Source organism: Musicola paradisiaca NCPPB 2511, assembly GCF_000400505.1.
In the GTDB taxonomy this organism is placed as follows: Bacteria; Pseudomonadota; Gammaproteobacteria; order Enterobacterales; family Enterobacteriaceae; genus Musicola; species Musicola paradisiaca.
This window is the reverse complement of the sequence record NZ_CM001857.1, coordinates 4543888-4560808: the sequence shown is the minus strand read 5'-3', so window position 1 is coordinate 4560808 and position 16921 is coordinate 4543888. Positions and strand designations below refer to the sequence as shown.

Sequence of the window (16921 nt, the reverse complement as noted above, 5' to 3'; positions counted from 1 at the left end):
GAGCTAACCAGTACTAATGACCTGAGAGGCTTAACCTTACAACACCGAAGGTGTTTTGGAGAGAGAGTAGCTTGTTCCGGATAGCGTTGACTGGCTGGTAGGCGAGTTGACGGACAGAATATGCCTGGCGGCGATAGCGCGGTGGTCCCACCTGACCCCATGCCGAACTCAGAAGTGAAACGCCGTAGCGCCGATGGTAGTGTGGGGTCTCCCCATGTGAGAGTAGGGAACTGCCAGGCTTAAAACAGAGAAGGCCCCGTACTGATGTCCGGGGCTTTTTTTGGTTCATCGCAAGTGAGCGAGAACCAACTGAGAGCGGCCGTCAGAACGTCCAGGGCGCACACTTCCAGCCTGTTGAACTGCCGTGTCATGATGCCAGCCAGACCTCGCTGTTCCGGAGGGTTCCGTGTTGCTGCCGGCACTGACGTTGCGCACGATACCCGCCTTATCCGCCCCAGCCCCTGGCTTTGTAACAATAGCTGGTTTGCATCAGAGCTTCTGGCATTACCTCGTGGCGAGGCTTTCAAGCCATTGTTGAATGAATGAACATATTTCGTCGGGACTATTGATATCTAACAGGGGGACTTCAACCTGTAGAGGTGTGTCACTGGCGACTGCCAGAGTGAAACGATCAATCTGTTTTTCTGTGAAAGATGGGCCGTATCCCTGTCGAATCAGAACAATTTTGGCTATTTTTTCGTACTTGAAACCTTCAACGAGAATGAGATCCAACGCGGAGGCGTCCATTCTGCCAGCCAAAAACTGTAGGTTTGGTTCTTGTTTGTCTGGTGTTTCCGTCATTAGTGCCCATCGTGTATTACTGGCCACCAGCGTTTGATCGGCACCGGATTTACGCAATTCATAACTATCCTTTCCTGGTTTATCAACATCCATATCATGATGTGTGTGTTTGATAACACCGACCCGTATTCCCATGTTCTTCAATCGGGGAATAATTTGCTTCAGCAACGTGGTTTTCCCCGTACCACTATGAGCGGCGATGGCCAGTAATGGAATATCAGACATGATGGATATCCTCGCGCCATGATTGCAGATCTTCCGGTGTATTGAGATTCCTGAATGCCTGGGGTTGGTCAGAGAAATCAACCGGCACCGCCCCGATGTTATTCAGAAACAGCATTAATTTGCGATCACCGTTTTGCAGATATATCTCGAGCGGTTTTATTTGGCTGGTATGTATCAGCAGCAGTGTTGGATGCGGGCGTTTGCCGTCAGTAGCATATGCCGCTGGGCTTTTACCTACTGATAGCCGGAGTTTGGCGACTAAATTATTGGGCAATGCCGGTACGTCGCAAGGGGCAAATACGGCCCAGTCAGAATGAACGGATTTTAGCCCGGTAAATATACCAGCCAGAGGGCCGGCAAAGTCCCGGTTAATATCACCGATTACCGGATAACCGCTTTGTTGATAGCGCTCCAGGTGCCGGTTAGCATTGATCAGTATCTCGTCGACCTGAGGTCGTAATCGCTCAAGCACATACTGGTAGATGGGTTTACCCTTCAACTCAATCAAGCCCTTATCATTGCCACCCATACGGGAGGATTTGCCTCCGGCTAAAATAATTCCGGTAATCATAGTGTTCAAATCCATCATTATTTGATGCGTTATTGTCGGAAAACTGTAGCGCGACGCCAAGCGCTTTCCTCATACTAGCAATGTGGTTATTGATCTATGAGGAAACGATTATGAAATGTCATCGTCTGAATGAATTGATTGAGCTGTTGCAACCTGCCTGGCAGAAAGAGCCGGATCTGAATCTAGTGCAATTTTTACAAAAACTTGCACAGGAGGCCGGGTTTGAGGGGGCGCTTAGTGATTTGACTGATGATATCCTTATCTACCATTTGAAGATGCGTGACTCCGATAGAGCGCAGCCGATACCTGGCTTGCAGAAAGATTATGAAGAAGATTTCAAAACAGCGCTGCTGCGAGCCCGAGGGGTCATCAAAGACTGAAATCAGCGCACAAGGAATGTGTCTGACCTACCAAAAAGTTGGGGTGAGCCGTGGCAATGTGTGATGCCGTATTTAATTTTCATACTCTCTCCCCTGACGTCATTATGGATGCTCTTTGGTCTACGGGTATTCGGGTAGATTCTGGGTTAACAGCGCTCAACAGTTACGAAAACCGGGTCTATCAGTTCAGCGATGAAGATCGTAAACGATATGTTGCGAAGTTCTATCGGCCTCAACGTTGGAGTGCGGAACAAATCGCTGAAGAGCATGCTTTTGCCTGCGAGCTGTCTGACGATGAGGTTCCTGTCGTTGCACCATTGATTCTGCAGGGGAAAACCCTTCATGAATATGATGGGTTTTTCTTTGCTGTTTTCCCGAGTGCAGGGGGGCGGCAGTTTGAGATGGATAACGATGAACAGCTTGAGGGTGTTGGTCGTTATTTGGGGCGTATTCATCAAACCGGCGGTAAACATCTGTTTGTGTCTCGTCCGACCATAGGCGTGGTTGCTTATCTGGACGAGTCTTTTACGACTTTATCTCAAAGTGAGTTGATACCTGCTGCATCTCGGGATGCATTTCTGCAAGCCGTCGACCATCTGAGTCATGAAGTGAAACTCATGTGGCATCAACAATGGACGGTACGACGTCTGCATGGTGATTGCCATCCGGGTAATATTTTGTGGCGTGACGGGCCTTTGTTCGTCGATTTGGATGATGCTCGTAATGGCCCTGCTGTTCAGGATCTCTGGATGCTGCTGCATGGTGAACGTCATGAACAGCGTATTCAATTGGATATATTGCTAGAAGCCTACAGCGAATTTTCTTCATTCGATGAATCGGAGCTCATACTGATTGAGCCGCTCAGAGCCATGCGGATGGTTCATTATTTGGCTTGGGTGGTTCGACGCTGGGAAGATCCTGCTTTTCCCCGTAGTTTTCCATGGGTGCAGGATGCAGATTTTTGGATAAAACAGATAGTGATCTTTACTGAGCAGGCGAAGTTGTTGCAGGGACCACCTTTGACGCTAACGCCAATGTATTGATGTTAATGGAGATATAGTGCTATGAAGAAAATATGGCTTGCGCTGGTCGGTATGGTGTTGGCGTTTAGCGCGTCAGCAGCTGACTTTTCCAACGGTAAGCAGTTTGTCACGCTGGATAAACCTGCTCAGCAGGAACCTCAGGTTCTGGAATTCTTTTCCTTCTATTGTCCGCATTGCTATCAGTTTTCTCAGGTTTTTCATGTTACTGAAGCTATCGAGAAGTCTCTGCCCGCTGGAACGAAACTGACTAAGTATCATGTTGATTTTCTTGGGCCATTAGGGGCTGAATTAACCAAAGCATGGGCTGTGGCGATCGCTCTGGGCGTTGAAGATAAAGTCAGCCCTTTGATGTTTGATGCAGTGCAGAAAACGCAGACTGTTCAACGGGTTGAAGATATTCGCAACGTCTTTGTGGCGGCAGGGGTTAAGCCTGAAGATTATGATAATGCATTGAATAGTTTTGTGGTGAAATCGCTGGTTGCGCAACAGGAAAAGGCGGCCGCCGATCTACAACTGCGTGGCGTGCCTGCCGTCTTTGTTAATGGCAAATATATGGTGAAAAGTGACGGACTGGATACCAGTTCTATGGATGCCTATGTCAAGCAATACGCTGACGTTGTGAACTTCCTGCTGTCCCAAAAATAATCCTGCATCATCATATGACCCCACATACTGCAACGTATGTGGGGTTTTTGTTTTGAATCAGTTTTATCACTTAATGATATTTTCATGCTTTTCGATTTTTTTGATATTACACCTATCCACATTATCGTCGGTGTAACAGAGTTACTGATAAGCTTGGTGTTTTTTTATAATAAAATGATTTTTATTGGTTTTTAATTAAAGTTCATACTGATTTTCTTATGATGGAACCTCGCTTGTTTTTTGTTCACAAAGTTATCCACAGACTGTTTTGCGTGGCGTTATGCAAAAAGCAGTATGACCGCGCGTTAGCATTCGTCTCTTCCAGCCAGCTATGGCATGCTGTCCCTATGGTTGAAAACAACGATCGCGAAAAATTATGGTTCAAATTGCAGATAATCCTCTTATTTTGGTCGACGGCTCCTCTTACCTGTACCGCGCCTACCACGCATTTCCACCATTAACGAACAGCGCCGGTGAGCCCACCGGTGCGATGTATGGTGTGCTTAACATGCTGCGCAGTCTGATTCTTCAGTATCACCCCAGCCATGTCGCCGTGGTGTTCGACGCGAAGGGCAAAACGTTTCGTGATGAATTGTTTGAAGATTACAAGTCGCATCGGCCCCCGATGCCGGACGATTTGCGCGCGCAGATCGAGCCTTTGCACAATATGGTTAAAGCGATGGGTTTCCCGTTGTTGGTTGTGCCGGGGGTAGAAGCTGACGATGTGATTGGCACGTTGGCGCAGCAGGCCGCAAACGAAGGAAAACCGGTGTTGATCAGTACCGGTGATAAGGATATGGCGCAGTTGGTGACGCCGGATATCACGCTGATCAATACCATGAATAACACCATTCTTGGCCCGGATGAAGTCCGCGCCAAATATGGTATTCCGCCCGAACTGATTATCGATTTTCTGGCGTTGATGGGTGACTCTTCGGATAACATTCCCGGCGTGCCGGGCGTCGGGGAAAAAACAGCCCAGGCCTTATTACAAGGGCTGGGCGGCCTGGATGCTCTTTTCGCCAACCTCGACAAAATTGCCGGGTTGAGCTTCCGTGGCGCCAAGACAATGGCCGCCAAGCTGGAGCAGCATAAGGATGTAGCCTACCTCTCTTATAAACTGGCGACGATAAAAACGGATGTTGAACTGGTGCTGAACAGCGAACAACTGACGCTTATTGAACCGGATACAGATGTCCTGAAGGAGATGTTTACCCGTTATGAATTCAAGCGATGGCTGGCGGATGTGGCGTCGGGGCAATGGTTAAACGGCTCGGGACGTAAGCATGTGCAGCCAGCGCAACCCTTTGTTAAGCCAAGTGTTGATGATGAGCCTAAAGTTGCAGCCAGTGTGTTGTCTCAGGAAGGGTATGTCACCATTCTGGATGAACAAACGCTGATAGCATGGCTCGAACGCATCAAAACTAAAGGTGTTTTTGCATTCGATACCGAGACCGACAGTCTGGATACCATCAGTACAACGTTGGTCGGGGTATCTTTTGCTATCAATGCGGGCGAAGCAGCCTATTTGCCGTTAGGGCATGATTATCTGGACGCGCCTGAACAGCTTGATCGCGATAAGGTGTTGGCTCTGCTGAAGCCTGTACTGGAAGATGCCAGCGTGTTGAAAATCGGGCAAAACCTGAAATTCGATAAAGGGGTGATGGCGCGATACGGCATCACGCTGCGGGGGATTGCCTTTGATACCATGCTCGAATCCTACGTGCTTGATAGCGTCGCCGGCCGGCATGACATGGATAGTTTGTCAGAGCGTTATCTGAATCATAAGACCATTACGTTCGAGGAAATTGCTGGCAAGGGTAAGAATCAACTGACGTTCAACCAGATACCACTGGAACAAGCGGCTGTTTATGCTGCCGAAGACGCGGATGTTACGCTTCGTCTGCATCAGGTACTCTCGGAAAAATTGAATAAAGAGCCATCGCTCTTCCAGGTTTTCCAGGATATTGATATGCCGTTGGTGCCGATTTTGTCTCGTATGGAGCGCCAGGGCGTACTGATCGATACCGCTATTCTGGCGGAGCATTCTAAAGAGCTGACGCAGCGGCTGGCGGAGCTGGAAGTTCGGGCGCATGAGCTGGCCGGTGAAGTTTTCAATCTTTCGTCCACCAAGCAGCTGCAAGCCATCCTGTATGAAAAACTGCAGTTGCCTGTTACCAAGAAAACGCCAAAGGGCGCACCGTCTACCAATGAGGAAGTGTTGGCTGAACTGGCGCTGGATTACCCGCTACCGAAGGTGATTCTGGAGTACCGGGGGTTGGCAAAGCTGAAATCGACGTATACCGATAAGCTACCGATGATGATTAACCCGCTGACTAAACGGGTGCATACCTCCTATCACCAGGCGGTGACGGCAACTGGTCGTCTCTCTTCCAGTGATCCCAATCTGCAGAATATTCCTGTGCGTAATGAAGAAGGTCGGCGTATCCGCCAGGCATTCATTGCCCCGGAAGGATATTGCATTGTTGCCGCTGACTATTCGCAGATTGAATTACGCATTATGGCGCATTTATCTTGTGACGCTGGTTTGCTGAAAGCATTTTCCGATGGTTTGGATATTCACCGTGCTACCGCCGCAGAAGTTTTTGGCCTGCCGATCGATAAAGTGACCGCCGAGCAGCGGCGCAGTGCGAAAGCGATCAACTTTGGTTTGATTTATGGGATGAGCGCCTTTGGTCTGTCGCGGCAGTTGGGAATTGGACGTAATGAAGCGCAGAAATACATGAATCTGTACTTTGAGCGCTATCCAGGGGTTCAGCATTATATGGAGCAAACCCGCCAACAGGCCGCCGAGCAAGGCTATGTGGCTACGCTGGATGGTCGTCGTCTCTATTTACCGGATATCCATTCTCGTAACGCCATTAGCCGTAAGGCTGCTGAACGTGCGGCAATTAACGCGCCGATGCAGGGAACGGCGGCGGATATTATCAAGAAAGCTATGGCATCTATCGATGCCTGGTTGCTGTCTCAGGAAGAACCACTCATCAACATGATTATGCAGGTTCATGATGAACTGGTCTTCGAGGTTCATGAATCGGTGCTGGAAGGAGCCAAAGCAAAAATCAAGGCACTGATGGAAAGTTGTATGCAGTTGAATGTGCCGCTTCAGGTTGATGTGGGGTCAGGAAAGAACTGGGATGAGGCGCATTGATTCCGTTTGTCGATAGCGTGCATGGTCAGTGATCCATGATTGGAAAAATTTTGTTTTTTGATGATTTCCTGGTTTTTTTAACTACAGCTGAGAATTTCTGTAATTAAGCTACAGTATTTTGTGACCTGGTTTGGCTTTGTTTAATTGCTCACCAGTTTTTATGAAATTAAACAACAAAAAATCCTTTTTTCCAGAAAAGAAATAGAGTAGAGTTAAACACGTAGGGTACAGAGGTAAGATGTTCTATCTTTCAGACCTTTTACTTCACGTAATCGGATTTGGCTTAATATTAGCCGCCCCGGCCAGTTTTCTGACCGGGGCGTTTTTTATTGTATTGATTGATATTATCGTCATTACGCCTAAAACAGGCGTGGAACGAGGATCACTGTGGGGATGCCGGAAATATTGCTGAGTTTGTGAGTTAAATCAGCAATAGGTGAAATCGGGTAATGGACGTGACGGGAATGCCCATTACTCCGTAGATAAATAGAATCGGTGTTATTCCGGATGATCTTCAGACATCTCCGGCGGCATGTTGAACCAGGTATCCAGTTTTTGACGTAATTTATCTACACCGGTCTTTTTCAACGATGAGAAAGTCTCGACCTGTATGTCACCCATAAAAGGCAATACCGCTTCACGCACCATATTCAATTGCGCTTTGCGGGCGCCTTGAGCCAATTTATCCGCTTTAGTGAGCAGTACCAGCACCGGTAGCCCAACGTCCACTGACCATTCCAGCATTTGCTGATCCAAATCTTTCAGCGGGTGGCGAATATCCATCAGGATAACCAGTCCTTTGAGGCAGTTACGTTTTTGTAAATATTCCCCCAGCGCTTTCTGCCACTTGCGCTTCATTTCTTCGGGAACCTCGGCATAGCCGTAACCGGGAAGGTCGACCAGACGGATACCCTCAGTAACCTCGAACAAGTTGATAAGCTGGGTTCGTCCCGGTGTCTTACTGGTGCGGGCAAGGCTTTTCTGATTAGTTAATGTATTGAGTGCGCTTGATTTCCCAGCATTTGAGCGACCAGCAAAAGCGACTTCAATACCGCTGTCGGCAGGAAGATGACGAATATCCGGAGCGCTGGTGACAAAATGGGTCACATGATAGTTGTATTGATAGGTCACAATATGGTCTCTGTTTGGATCATAATTCATCGCGCGATTATACCTGTAACTGACCGAATACGGTGCTTTATCTGTCTGCGGAAGCTGATCCAATCGGGTAACAGCCGGAAAGAAATAAAAGCTTGCCGGGGTCGGTGGAGCACTTTTTTATTGGGGCGCTTTCTGCTAGATTCCGCCGCAATTCTCCCTACATTCGTATGCAAGAATCAGAGATTGATACCATGAAACAACCTATCAAAGGGAAGGGAGGCAACGCCTCCAAACCCAGAGTCAAAAAGAAGAGCCGTGAAGAGCTGGATCTTGAAGCTCGCGCGCGGAAACGTCAGAAAAAACATCGTGGCAATGTAGCTGGAAGCCGCATGCAGCCAAGCGGCGACGGTAAACAGAATACGTCGGGGGCCAAAACGAAAGATCCACGCATTGGCAGTAAAAAGCCGGTTCTTCTGGTCTCTGACAACGTATCGGCGATAAAACTGGCAGCGGTTCAACAGGACAACATGTATCGGATGTCTCCTGAAGAAGAGTTGGAGATGCTGGAAAACGATCCACGTCTGGACGAATTGCTGGATCGGCTGGAAAGAGGCGAGGCTTTGCCGGCAAAAGATCAGTCATGGGTTGATGAAAAGCTGGATCGCATTGATATGCTTATGGAGCAACTCGGCATCGCGCTGGATGACGATGAGGATGAAGATGAGCCGGAAGAGGATATGCTTCAGTTGCTTAAACGAAATAATCCCAAAGACGGTTACTAATGATAAAAGCGGCGGTTCTGCTGATAGGAATTTTAGGCGCCTGTTTTTTGCTAAGTCTGCTGATTAAATTGCGACGTATATCGAAGCGAAAGGAAAAATTGCAGCGTGTCGCCTTTTCCCATCAGCGGTCGTTTCCATTTGGGCGGGCGATCAATAAACGTTACCGGAAGGAGTGAGCGGTATGTCGGATCAAGATATAGACTGGGACCTGGCCCTGATACAGAAATACAACTATTCCGGGCCACGTTACACGTCCTATCCCACTGCACTCGAATTCAGCGACAGTTATGATCAGGCAGCTTTCCTGCAAGCCATTGCTCGTTACCCTGAACGACCGCTCTCTCTTTATCTTCATATCCCTTTCTGTCACCGATTGTGCTATTTCTGCGGCTGCAACAAGCTGGTGACACGTCAGCTACATAAGGCTGATGAATATCTGGATGTTCTTGAACAGGAGATTCGTCAGCGAGCGCCTCTGTTTGCGGGGCGCGTCGTGACGCAAATGCATTGGGGCGGTGGAACGCCAACGTTCCTTGATGCCAGTCAAATCAGCCGGTTGATGGCTGTTCTGCGTGAGCATTTCAATCTGTCTCCTTCGGCGGAAATGTCTCTGGAAATCGACCCCAGAGAGATTGAGCTGGATATTCTGGATCATCTGCGTGCCGAAGGATTCAATCGTCTGAGCATGGGAGTGCAGGATTTCAATAAGGAAGTTCAGCGGTTGGTTAACCGGGAACAGGATGAATCTTTTATCTTTGCGTTGATTGCACGGGCTAAAGCGCTGGGATTCGCTTCAACCAATATCGATTTGATTTATGGTTTGCCGAAGCAAACGCCGGAAAGCTTCGCGTTTACGCTGCAACGTGTTGCGGAGCTGCAGCCGCATCGGTTGAGCGTGTTTAATTATGCGCATTTGCCAAACTTGTTCGCTGCGCAGCGTAAAATCAGGCAGGAAGATTTACCGAGCGCGGATCAGAAGCTGAATATTTTACAGCAGACTATCCAGATGCTGACCCACGCTGGATATCAGTTTATTGGTATGGATCATTTTGCCCGGCCGGATGATGAATTGGCGATAGCACAGCGTCATGGCGCATTGCACCGCAATTTCCAGGGGTACACCACTCAGGGAAATACTGATCTATTGGGCATGGGCGTTTCTGCGATTAGCATGATTGGCGACAGTTATGCCCAGAATCAGAAGGAATTGAAGCAATATTATGCTGCAGTGAAAGCGCATGGGCACGCATTGTGGCGAGGTCTAAGTCTGACGCTTGACGATTGTATCCGGCGTGACGTCATTAAAATGCTGATTTGTCATTTCCGGCTGGATTATGCGGCGATTGAAGCAGCATATAACATCCGTTTTAGCGCGTATTTTCAGGAAGATCTGGCGCTGCTTGCGCCGATGGCGGAAGACGGGCTGGTGGTTGTCGATACAAACGCTATTCGCGTGACACCCAAAGGCCGTTTGCTGATTCGCAATATTTGCATGTGCTTCGACGTCTATCTGCGCAACAAAATGCGGGAGCGGCAGTTTTCTCGGGTTATTTGACGTGAACCTCATCGTGGAAAAGACAACGGCCAGTCATATGTTGACTGGCCGTTTGTTATTTCTGTTCGCTAAGTGTGTTAGCTGAAGAAATTGATCAATGCAGCGCACAACACCGCGGCGATGGCAGTTTGCGATGTGTGTCCCACCGCATTACTGAGTTCCGCGCCGTGTGTCACTGCGGAAATAAGTGATTCCAGCATGATTACCCTCTTAAGTCAGCGACATGATCATACTGCTGGCGTAGATCATGTAAAGTATAAAAATTGCGACAATTCTGTGCTCCATATTGTACTTTTTATCGCCAGTCTGAAACCTGCGGTACGTTATCGAATATGGCGACGAGAGTCGTTATTCCATACCCAGTTCCTTGAGCTTGCGCGTGAGCGTATTGCGGCCCCAGCCCAGTAAACGTGCGGCTTCTTGTTTATGTCCCTGTGTGTGCCGCAAGGCTGTGGTCAATAAAGTACGCTCCATCTCTGGTTGTGCTTCGGCCAGCAGGTTCTGATGACCGGAACGCAGCGCGCGATCGGCCCACTGAGCCAGCAGGGTAGCCCAACTGTCCGGCATGACGTGAACCGTAGCGTCCGGCGCTGTGGTTTCGAACAGCTCCGGCGGTAAATCCTGAATCAGAACTTCCTGACCGGCCGCCATCACCGTGAGCCAGCGACAGGTGTTTTCCAATTGGCGCACGTTGCCCGGCCACGGTAAACGGGTCAACGCCGCTTCAGTTTCCGGATGCAGGTTCTTGGGTTCAACGCCCAGCTCTTTAGCCGTGGCTTGCAGGAAATACCTGGCCAGGCGAGGAATGTCTTCCCGGCGCTCGCGTAGCGGCGGCAGATGAACTCGAATCACATTCAGACGGTGGAACAGGTCTTCGCGAAACTTACCTTCCTGCACCCGCAGTTCCAGGTTCTGGTGGGTGGCGGCGATGATGCGCACGTCCACTTTCACTGCCGCATAGCCGCCGACGCGATAGAACTGGCCGTCAGCCAGCACACGCAACAGGCGGGTCTGTACGTCCAGCGGCATATCCCCGATTTCATCCAGAAACAGAGTGCCGCCGTCAGCCTGTTCGAAACGGCCCTGACGAATCTGGTTAGCGCCGGTAAATGCACCTTTTTCATGGCCGAACAGTTCTGATTCAATCAGATCCTTGGGAATAGCCGCCATATTAAGCGCAATAAACGGTGCCTTGGCGCGCGGGCTGTGGCGATGCAGCGCATGGGCCACCAGTTCTTTCCCGGTACCTGATTCACCATTGATCAGGACGCTGATGGATGAGCGGGACAACCGGCCGATTATCCGGAACACGTCCTGCATGGCGGGCGCTTCACCGATAATGTCCGTCGTCGGCCCGCTGATGGGCTGGCTGCGAACCGGTTGTTGCTGTTCCATATAGTGGCTGATGGCGCGCTCGACCAACGCGACGGCTTCATCAATATCAAACGGTTTTGGCAGGTAATCAAACGCGCCCTGTTGATAAGCGCTGACGGCTGCGTCCAAATCGGAATGCGCTGTCATAATGATGACCGGCAGCATCGGATGGCGTTGTTTGATCTGTTGCAGCAATGCCAACCCATCCATACCAGGCATACGGATATCGGATAACAGAACGTCTGGCGTTTGTGTCGCCAGTGCATTCAGCGCTTGGGTTCCGTTATCAAAAGTTGCGCAGGTTAAACCCGCCCCTGTAAGTGCGCGTTCAAGCACCCAACGGATGGAGCTATCGTCGTCGACAATCCAGACTATCCCTCGTTGCATTATGAACCTCACTGGCGAATGGGCAGATAAACCGAAAATTCGGTATGACCTGGCCAACTATTAAATTCAATTTTTCCAGAGTGCTGATCGATAAGGTTCCGGGCGATCGACAAGCCCAGCCCGGTTCCCCCTTCGCGACCACTCACCATCGGGTAGAACAGCGTATCCTGCAAATGAGCGGGAACACCGGGGCCATCGTCTTCGATATCGATACGGGCGACCAACCGATAGCGCACGCCATGCAGAGTCAGCTGAAAAGCGGTACGGGTTCGTATCGTGATGGTGCCGCCTTCTGCCCCCAGTGCCTGCAGAGCATTGCGGGTGATATTCAGCAGAACTTGCTCTATTTGATCCGGGTCATGCATGAGTTCCGGCAGGCTGGGGTCATAGTCCCGAACCAGAGTAACGTTATCGGCCTTTTCCAGCGAAACCAGCTGAAAAACCCGTTCCGCCACCTGATGAATGCTTTGCGTAACGTGCAAACCGGGTTGTTGCGGGCCGAGTAACCTGTCGACCAGATTGCGCAGGCGATCGGCCTGCTCAATGATGACCTTGGTGTATTCCATCAGCGCGGGATCGGGCAGCGCTTTGGAGAGCAATTGCGCCGCGCCGCGCAGTCCGCCCAGAGGATTTTTGATTTCGTGCGCCAACCCGCGTACCAAATCCCGGGCTGCTTGCTGTTGGGCATGTTGCAGTTGTTCCTGACTGAGCCGACGCTGGTTATCCATTGGCGCCATTTCCATCAGGATGAAGTCATTCTGTATACGCTGAGCGGTGATGGACATGATATGCGCCTTGCCGTCCACCACGAGGGTGACTTCGTTATCGGTAAAGCCTTGCCCTGAGTCGAGGCTTTCTCGCATCAGATCCAAATTCAGCGAAAAATAGCCCAACAGTTCCGGTAGCGGCGTTCCTGACAGCTTGCGCGAGCTTTGCGCCAGAAGTTGCTGCGCCGCCGGGTTGGAGTAGTGAATAGCCAGATCTTTATCCAGTAATAAAATACTGTTTATTAAAGAATTTAGGATCTGCCCAGCATCGGGCAGCGTGCCTGTTGCCATAACGCAGACTCCCGCACCATTGTAGTGCACACTATTCTGGATTGTAGTTTAAGTAGCAACCGTAAGATGTTGAGTGGAGAAAAAAGCCCATCCGAAGATGGGCTGAAAAGTTTCCACGGCAACAAAAATAAACATAAAGAAAAAACGTTTTGCGGACGGCAGCATTGGCATCATTTTCTTTTCCTGCCGTCCAGGCGCGGGTGTTACACGCTGTAGTACAGTTCGAACTCAACCGGGTGCGGAGTCATGCGAACACGGTCGTTTTCAGCGCGACGCAGTTCGATGTAAGCATCGATAGTATCGTCGGTGAATACGCCGCCGCGGGTCAGGAACTCGCGGTCTGCATCCAGCGCATTCAGCGCTTCTTCCAGAGAGCCGGCAACCTGCGGGATTGCGCTGGCTTCTTCAGCCGGCAGATCGTACAGGTTCTTGTCCATGGCATCGCCCGGGTGGATCTTGTTGATGATGCCGTCCAAACCAGCCATCAGCAGTGCAGAGAAGCACAGGTACGGGTTGGCAGCCGGATCCGGGAAACGCACTTCGATGCGGCGCGCTTTCGGGCTTGCAACCACCGGAATACGGATGGAGGCGGAACGGTTACGGGCGGAGTAAGCCAGCATAACCGGTGCTTCGTAACCTGGAACCAGACGTTTGTAAGAGTTGGTGGTCGGGTTGGCCAGTGCGTTGATGGCTTTAGCATGTTTGATAACGCCGCCGATGTAGTACAGCGCCGTTTCGGACAAGCCGCCGTATTTGTCGCCGGAGAACAGGTTAGCGCCGTCTTTAGCCAGAGACATATGGCAGTGCATACCGGAACCGTTATCGCCGAACATCGGTTTCGGCATAAATGTCGCAGTCTTACCGAATGCATGGGCAACGTTGTGCACGACATATTTGTAGATCTGAATTTCGTCGGCTTTTTTGGTCAACGTGTTGAAGCGGGTAGCCACTTCGTTCTGACCGGCAGTCGCCACTTCGTGGTGGTGAGCTTCGACGACCAGGCCCATTTGTTCCATGGTCAGACACATGGTGGAACGCAGATCCTGTGATGAATCTACCGGCGGAACCGGGAAGTAGCCGCCTTTTACTGCCGGACGGTGGCCTTTGTTGCCGCCTTCGTATTTGGTGCTGGAGTTCCAGGCGCCCTCGATGTCGTCGATAGCAACGTGGGAACCGGAGATGCTGCTGCCGAAACGCACGTCGTCAAACAGGAAGAATTCGGGTTCAGGCCCAAACAGCACGGTGTCTGCGATGCCGGAAGAACGCAGGAAATCTTCGGCACGCTTGGCGATGGAACGCGGGTCGCGATCATAGCCCTGCATGGTGCCTGGTTCCAGGATGTCACAACGGATGATCAGCGTAGATTCTTCGTAGAACGGATCCAGAACAGCAGTGGTGGCGTCTGGCATTAACACCATGTCGGATTCGTTGATGCCTTTCCAGCCGCCAATCGAGGAGCCATCAAACATTTTGCCGTCTTCGAAGAAGTCAGCGTCAACTTGATGAGCTGGAATGGTGACGTGCTGCTCCTTACCTTTGGTGTCCGTGAAGCGAAGATCGACGAACTTCACCTCATGTTCTTTCAGCATCGTCAAAACGTGTTCTACTGACATACTTAAGCTCTCCCGATTGTGTCATTTATATCGTCGTGGAACGAATATCGTTGCGGAATGAATGATGTTGTTACCGTGATTAAGTTATAGCTAAAACTGTGCCAACTTTGTCTGTATACCGCTGAAGTGCGTTCCAACTGGTTTTTGTGTCATCGATAGCTGCACCATAAAAATTATAAGCACCAAAATGGTGCTCCGTTTTGGTGTTATTGATTCATTTTGGTGCATTAAGGTAAGCCGGGTGCACGATTTTTGCACCGTGAAGGGGATCACAGCGCAGAGGGTTACAGGTTGTTTTGGATAGATGATTGTGATCTTGTTCTGTCGCTCGATTAATACGTGTACAATAGCGCGCTATTTCTAAATGCCTGAGGCAAAGCTGTGATCGAAAATTTGCGTAACATCGCTATTATTGCGCACGTTGACCATGGAAAAACCACCCTGGTTGACAAACTGCTGCAACAATCCGGAACGCTGGGTGAGCGTACAGAACTTACCGAACGTGTGATGGACTCCAATGACCTTGAAAAAGAACGCGGGATTACCATCCTCGCGAAAAACACCGCCATTAACTGGAATGGCTATCGCATCAATATCGTAGACACCCCAGGACACGCCGACTTTGGCGGTGAGGTGGAGCGTGTGATGTCCATGGTGGATTCCGTATTACTGCTGGTGGATGCGATGGACGGCCCGATGCCGCAAACGCGCTTCGTGACCCAGAAAGCCTTTGCCTACGGATTGAAGCCCATCGTGGTCATCAACAAGGTTGACCGCCCCGGCGCCCGCCCGGACTGGGTTGTGGATCAGGTTTTCGACTTGTTCGTCAATCTGGGCGCTACCGACGAGCAACTGGACTTCCCGATTGTTTACGCTTCCGCGTTGAACGGCATTGCCGGTCTGGATCATAACGACATGGCGGAAGACATGACGCCGCTGTTTGAAGCGATCGTAAAACATGTTGAAGCGCCAAATGTGGATCTCAACGGCCCATTCCAAATGCAGATCTCCCAGTTGGATTACAACAACTACGTGGGTGTCATCGGTATTGGTCGTATCAAGCGCGGCGTGGTGAAGCCGAATCAGCAGGTCAGCATCATCGACAGCACCGGTAAAGTGCGTAATGCCAAAGTCGGCCAGGTGCTGGGCCATCTGGGGCTGCAACGTATCGAGAGCGACAAGGCGGAAGCGGGCGACATCATTGCGCTTACCGGCCTTGGCGATCTGAACATCTCCGATACCGTGTGCGACACCGCGAATGTGGAAGCGCTGCCGGCTCTGTCTGTGGATGAACCGACAGTAACCATGTTCTTCTGCGTTAATACCTCGCCTTTCTGCGGTAAAGAAGGCAAGTTCGTGACTTCTCGCCAGATTCTGGATCGTTTGCGTAAGGAATTGGTGCATAACGTCGCACTGCGCGTAGAAGAAACCGAAGACCCGGATGCTTTCCGTGTGTCCGGTCGTGGTGAGCTGCACCTGTCTGTTCTGATTGAAAACATGCGTCGTGAAGGTTTCGAACTGGCGGTTTCCCGTCCGAAAGTTATCTTCCGTACCATCGACGGTCGCCGCCAGGAACCGTTTGAACAAGTTACTGTGGATATCGAAGAACAGCACCAGGGTTCCGTCATGGAAGCACTGGGTCTGCGTAAAGGCGAAATGCGCGACATGATCCCGGATGGCAAGGGACGTGTTCGCCTGGATTACGTCATCCCGAGCCGTGGTTTGATCGGCTTCCGTACCGATTTTATGACCATGACGTCCGGTACCGGTCTGCTGTATTCCACGTTCAGTCACTACGATGACATCCGCCCAGGTGAAATCGGTCAGCGTCAGAACGGCGTACTGATCTCCAACGGTCAGGGTAAAGCAGTCGCCTATGCGCTGTTCAGCCTGCAGGATCGCGGCAAATTGTTCCTGGGTCACGGCGCCGAAGTGTATGAAGGCCAGATTATTGGTATCCATACTCGTTCCAACGACCTGACGGTAAACTGCCTGACCGGTAAAAAGCTGACCAACATGCGTGCCTCCGGTACGGATGAGGCCACCGTGCTGGTTCCGCCGGTGAAAATGTCGCTGGAGCAGGCGCTGGAGTTTATTGACGATGACGAGCTGGTGGAAGTTACCCCGCAGTCGATTCGTCTGCGCAAGCGCCACCTGACGGAAAACGATCGCCGTCGCGCCAATCGTTCCAGCAAGGAAGAGTGATCTTTTTTC

14 protein-coding genes and 1 rRNA gene are annotated in these 16921 nt (G+C 50.6%); 8 read left to right on the top strand and 7 right to left on the bottom strand.

Annotated elements, in window-relative coordinates; all coding sequences use genetic code 11:
• Positions 1 to 123: 123 nt before the first annotated feature.
• Positions 124 to 239, top strand: a 5S ribosomal RNA gene (gene rrf, locus DPA2511_RS20440).
• Between the two features lie 265 nt (positions 240 to 504).
• On the opposite strand, the gene mobB is transcribed toward rrf, so the two are convergent.
• On the bottom strand, positions 505 to 1026 hold the full coding sequence (mobB, locus tag DPA2511_RS20435) for a molybdopterin-guanine dinucleotide biosynthesis protein MobB (protein WP_015855617.1): 522 nt from the start codon (positions 1024 to 1026) through the stop codon (positions 505 to 507).
• Positions 1019 to 1597, bottom strand: a complete 579-nt coding sequence (gene mobA, locus DPA2511_RS20430; RefSeq protein WP_015855616.1) for a molybdenum cofactor guanylyltransferase MobA — start codon at positions 1595 to 1597, stop codon at positions 1019 to 1021. Before mobA ends, mobB begins: the two co-directional genes overlap by 8 nt.
• A gap of 110 nt (positions 1598 to 1707) precedes the next feature.
• Here mobA and DPA2511_RS20425 point away from each other — a divergent pair, with 110 nt between their 5' ends.
• The 4 genes from DPA2511_RS20425 (at position 1708) to polA (ending at position 6837) form a co-directional block, all read left to right on the top strand.
• Positions 1708 to 1977 (top strand): YihD family protein, encoded by a 270-nt coding sequence (locus DPA2511_RS20425; RefSeq protein ID WP_015855615.1) that lies wholly within the window; start codon positions 1708 to 1710, stop codon positions 1975 to 1977.
• Positions 1978 to 2033: 56 nt separating this feature from the next.
• Complete coding sequence (locus tag DPA2511_RS20420) at positions 2034 to 3020, top strand: serine/threonine protein kinase (RefSeq protein ID WP_015855614.1); 987 nt, start codon at positions 2034 to 2036, stop codon at positions 3018 to 3020.
• A gap of 21 nt (positions 3021 to 3041) precedes the next feature.
• Positions 3042 to 3665 carry a thiol:disulfide interchange protein DsbA gene (gene dsbA / locus DPA2511_RS20415; protein WP_015855613.1) on the top strand — a complete coding sequence of 208 codons (624 nt, stop codon included), beginning with the start codon at positions 3042 to 3044 and terminating at the stop codon, positions 3663 to 3665.
• 376 nt (positions 3666 to 4041) lie between these two features.
• The gene (polA, locus tag DPA2511_RS20405) at positions 4042 to 6837 is read left to right on the top strand and encodes a DNA polymerase I (RefSeq protein ID WP_015855612.1); all 2796 of its coding nucleotides are present in this window, start codon (positions 4042 to 4044) and stop codon (positions 6835 to 6837) included.
• A 498-nt stretch (positions 6838 to 7335) separates the two neighbouring features.
• Here the strand turns inward: polA and yihA are convergent, their stop codons facing one another.
• Positions 7336 to 7998: a ribosome biogenesis GTP-binding protein YihA/YsxC gene (yihA, locus tag DPA2511_RS20400; protein WP_015855611.1), complete on the bottom strand. Its 663-nt coding sequence runs from the start codon at positions 7996 to 7998 to the stop codon at positions 7336 to 7338.
• 191 nt (positions 7999 to 8189) lie between these two features.
• Here yihA and yihI point away from each other — a divergent pair, with 191 nt between their 5' ends.
• A complete protein-coding gene (gene yihI, locus DPA2511_RS20395) occupies positions 8190 to 8720 on the top strand; it encodes a Der GTPase-activating protein YihI (RefSeq protein WP_015855610.1) in 531 nt (176 codons plus the stop codon).
• Between the two features lie 181 nt (positions 8721 to 8901).
• Complete coding sequence (gene hemN, locus DPA2511_RS20385; protein WP_015855609.1) at positions 8902 to 10275, top strand: oxygen-independent coproporphyrinogen III oxidase; 1374 nt, start codon at positions 8902 to 8904, stop codon at positions 10273 to 10275.
• Between the two features lie 77 nt (positions 10276 to 10352).
• Here hemN and DPA2511_RS23620 read toward each other — a convergent pair whose 3' ends face one another.
• From DPA2511_RS23620 to glnA, 4 genes are all read right to left on the bottom strand, one after another.
• On the bottom strand, positions 10353 to 10475 hold the full coding sequence (locus DPA2511_RS23620) for a YshB family small membrane protein (protein WP_015855608.1): 123 nt from the start codon (positions 10473 to 10475) through the stop codon (positions 10353 to 10355).
• A gap of 148 nt (positions 10476 to 10623) precedes the next feature.
• Positions 10624 to 12036, bottom strand: a complete 1413-nt coding sequence (gene glnG / locus DPA2511_RS20375) for a nitrogen regulation protein NR(I) (RefSeq protein WP_015855607.1) — start codon at positions 12034 to 12036, stop codon at positions 10624 to 10626.
• A gap of 8 nt (positions 12037 to 12044) precedes the next feature.
• Positions 12045 to 13094: a nitrogen regulation protein NR(II) gene (glnL, locus tag DPA2511_RS20370; protein ID WP_015855606.1), complete on the bottom strand. Its 1050-nt coding sequence runs from the start codon at positions 13092 to 13094 to the stop codon at positions 12045 to 12047.
• A 203-nt stretch (positions 13095 to 13297) separates the two neighbouring features.
• Complete coding sequence (glnA, locus tag DPA2511_RS20360) at positions 13298 to 14707, bottom strand: glutamate--ammonia ligase (protein WP_015855604.1); 1410 nt, start codon at positions 14705 to 14707, stop codon at positions 13298 to 13300.
• Between the two features lie 381 nt (positions 14708 to 15088).
• On the opposite strand from glnA, the gene typA reads away from it, so the two are divergent.
• Positions 15089 to 16912: a ribosome-dependent GTPase TypA gene (typA, locus tag DPA2511_RS20355; RefSeq protein WP_015855603.1), complete on the top strand. Its 1824-nt coding sequence runs from the start codon at positions 15089 to 15091 to the stop codon at positions 16910 to 16912.
• Positions 16913 to 16921: the final 9 nt, after the last annotated feature.

What these genes read in the sequence shown, in the direction of transcription:
- mobB (WP_015855617.1), bottom strand. Translation starts at nt 1,026, where the DNA reads ATGTCTGATATTCCATTACTGGCCATCGCCGCTCATAGTGGTACGGGG.
- mobA (WP_015855616.1), bottom strand. Translation starts at nt 1,597, where the DNA reads ATGATTACCGGAATTATTTTAGCCGGAGGCAAATCCTCCCGTATGGGT.
- DPA2511_RS20425 (WP_015855615.1), top strand. Translation starts at nt 1,708, where the DNA reads ATGAAATGTCATCGTCTGAATGAATTGATTGAGCTGTTGCAACCTGCC.
- DPA2511_RS20420 (WP_015855614.1), top strand. Translation starts at nt 2,034, where the DNA reads ATGTGTGATGCCGTATTTAATTTTCATACTCTCTCCCCTGACGTCATT.
- dsbA (WP_015855613.1), top strand. Translation starts at nt 3,042, where the DNA reads ATGAAGAAAATATGGCTTGCGCTGGTCGGTATGGTGTTGGCGTTTAGC.
- polA (WP_015855612.1), top strand. Translation starts at nt 4,042, where the DNA reads ATGGTTCAAATTGCAGATAATCCTCTTATTTTGGTCGACGGCTCCTCT.
- yihA (WP_015855611.1), bottom strand. Translation starts at nt 7,998, where the DNA reads ATGAATTATGATCCAAACAGAGACCATATTGTGACCTATCAATACAAC.
- yihI (WP_015855610.1), top strand. Translation starts at nt 8,190, where the DNA reads ATGAAACAACCTATCAAAGGGAAGGGAGGCAACGCCTCCAAACCCAGA.
- hemN (WP_015855609.1), top strand. Translation starts at nt 8,902, where the DNA reads ATGTCGGATCAAGATATAGACTGGGACCTGGCCCTGATACAGAAATAC.
- DPA2511_RS23620 (WP_015855608.1), bottom strand. Translation starts at nt 10,475, where the DNA reads ATGCTGGAATCACTTATTTCCGCAGTGACACACGGCGCGGAACTCAGT.
- glnG (WP_015855607.1), bottom strand. Translation starts at nt 12,036, where the DNA reads ATGCAACGAGGGATAGTCTGGATTGTCGACGACGATAGCTCCATCCGT.
- glnL (WP_015855606.1), bottom strand. Translation starts at nt 13,094, where the DNA reads ATGGCAACAGGCACGCTGCCCGATGCTGGGCAGATCCTAAATTCTTTA.
- glnA (WP_015855604.1), bottom strand. Translation starts at nt 14,707, where the DNA reads ATGTCAGTAGAACACGTTTTGACGATGCTGAAAGAACATGAGGTGAAG.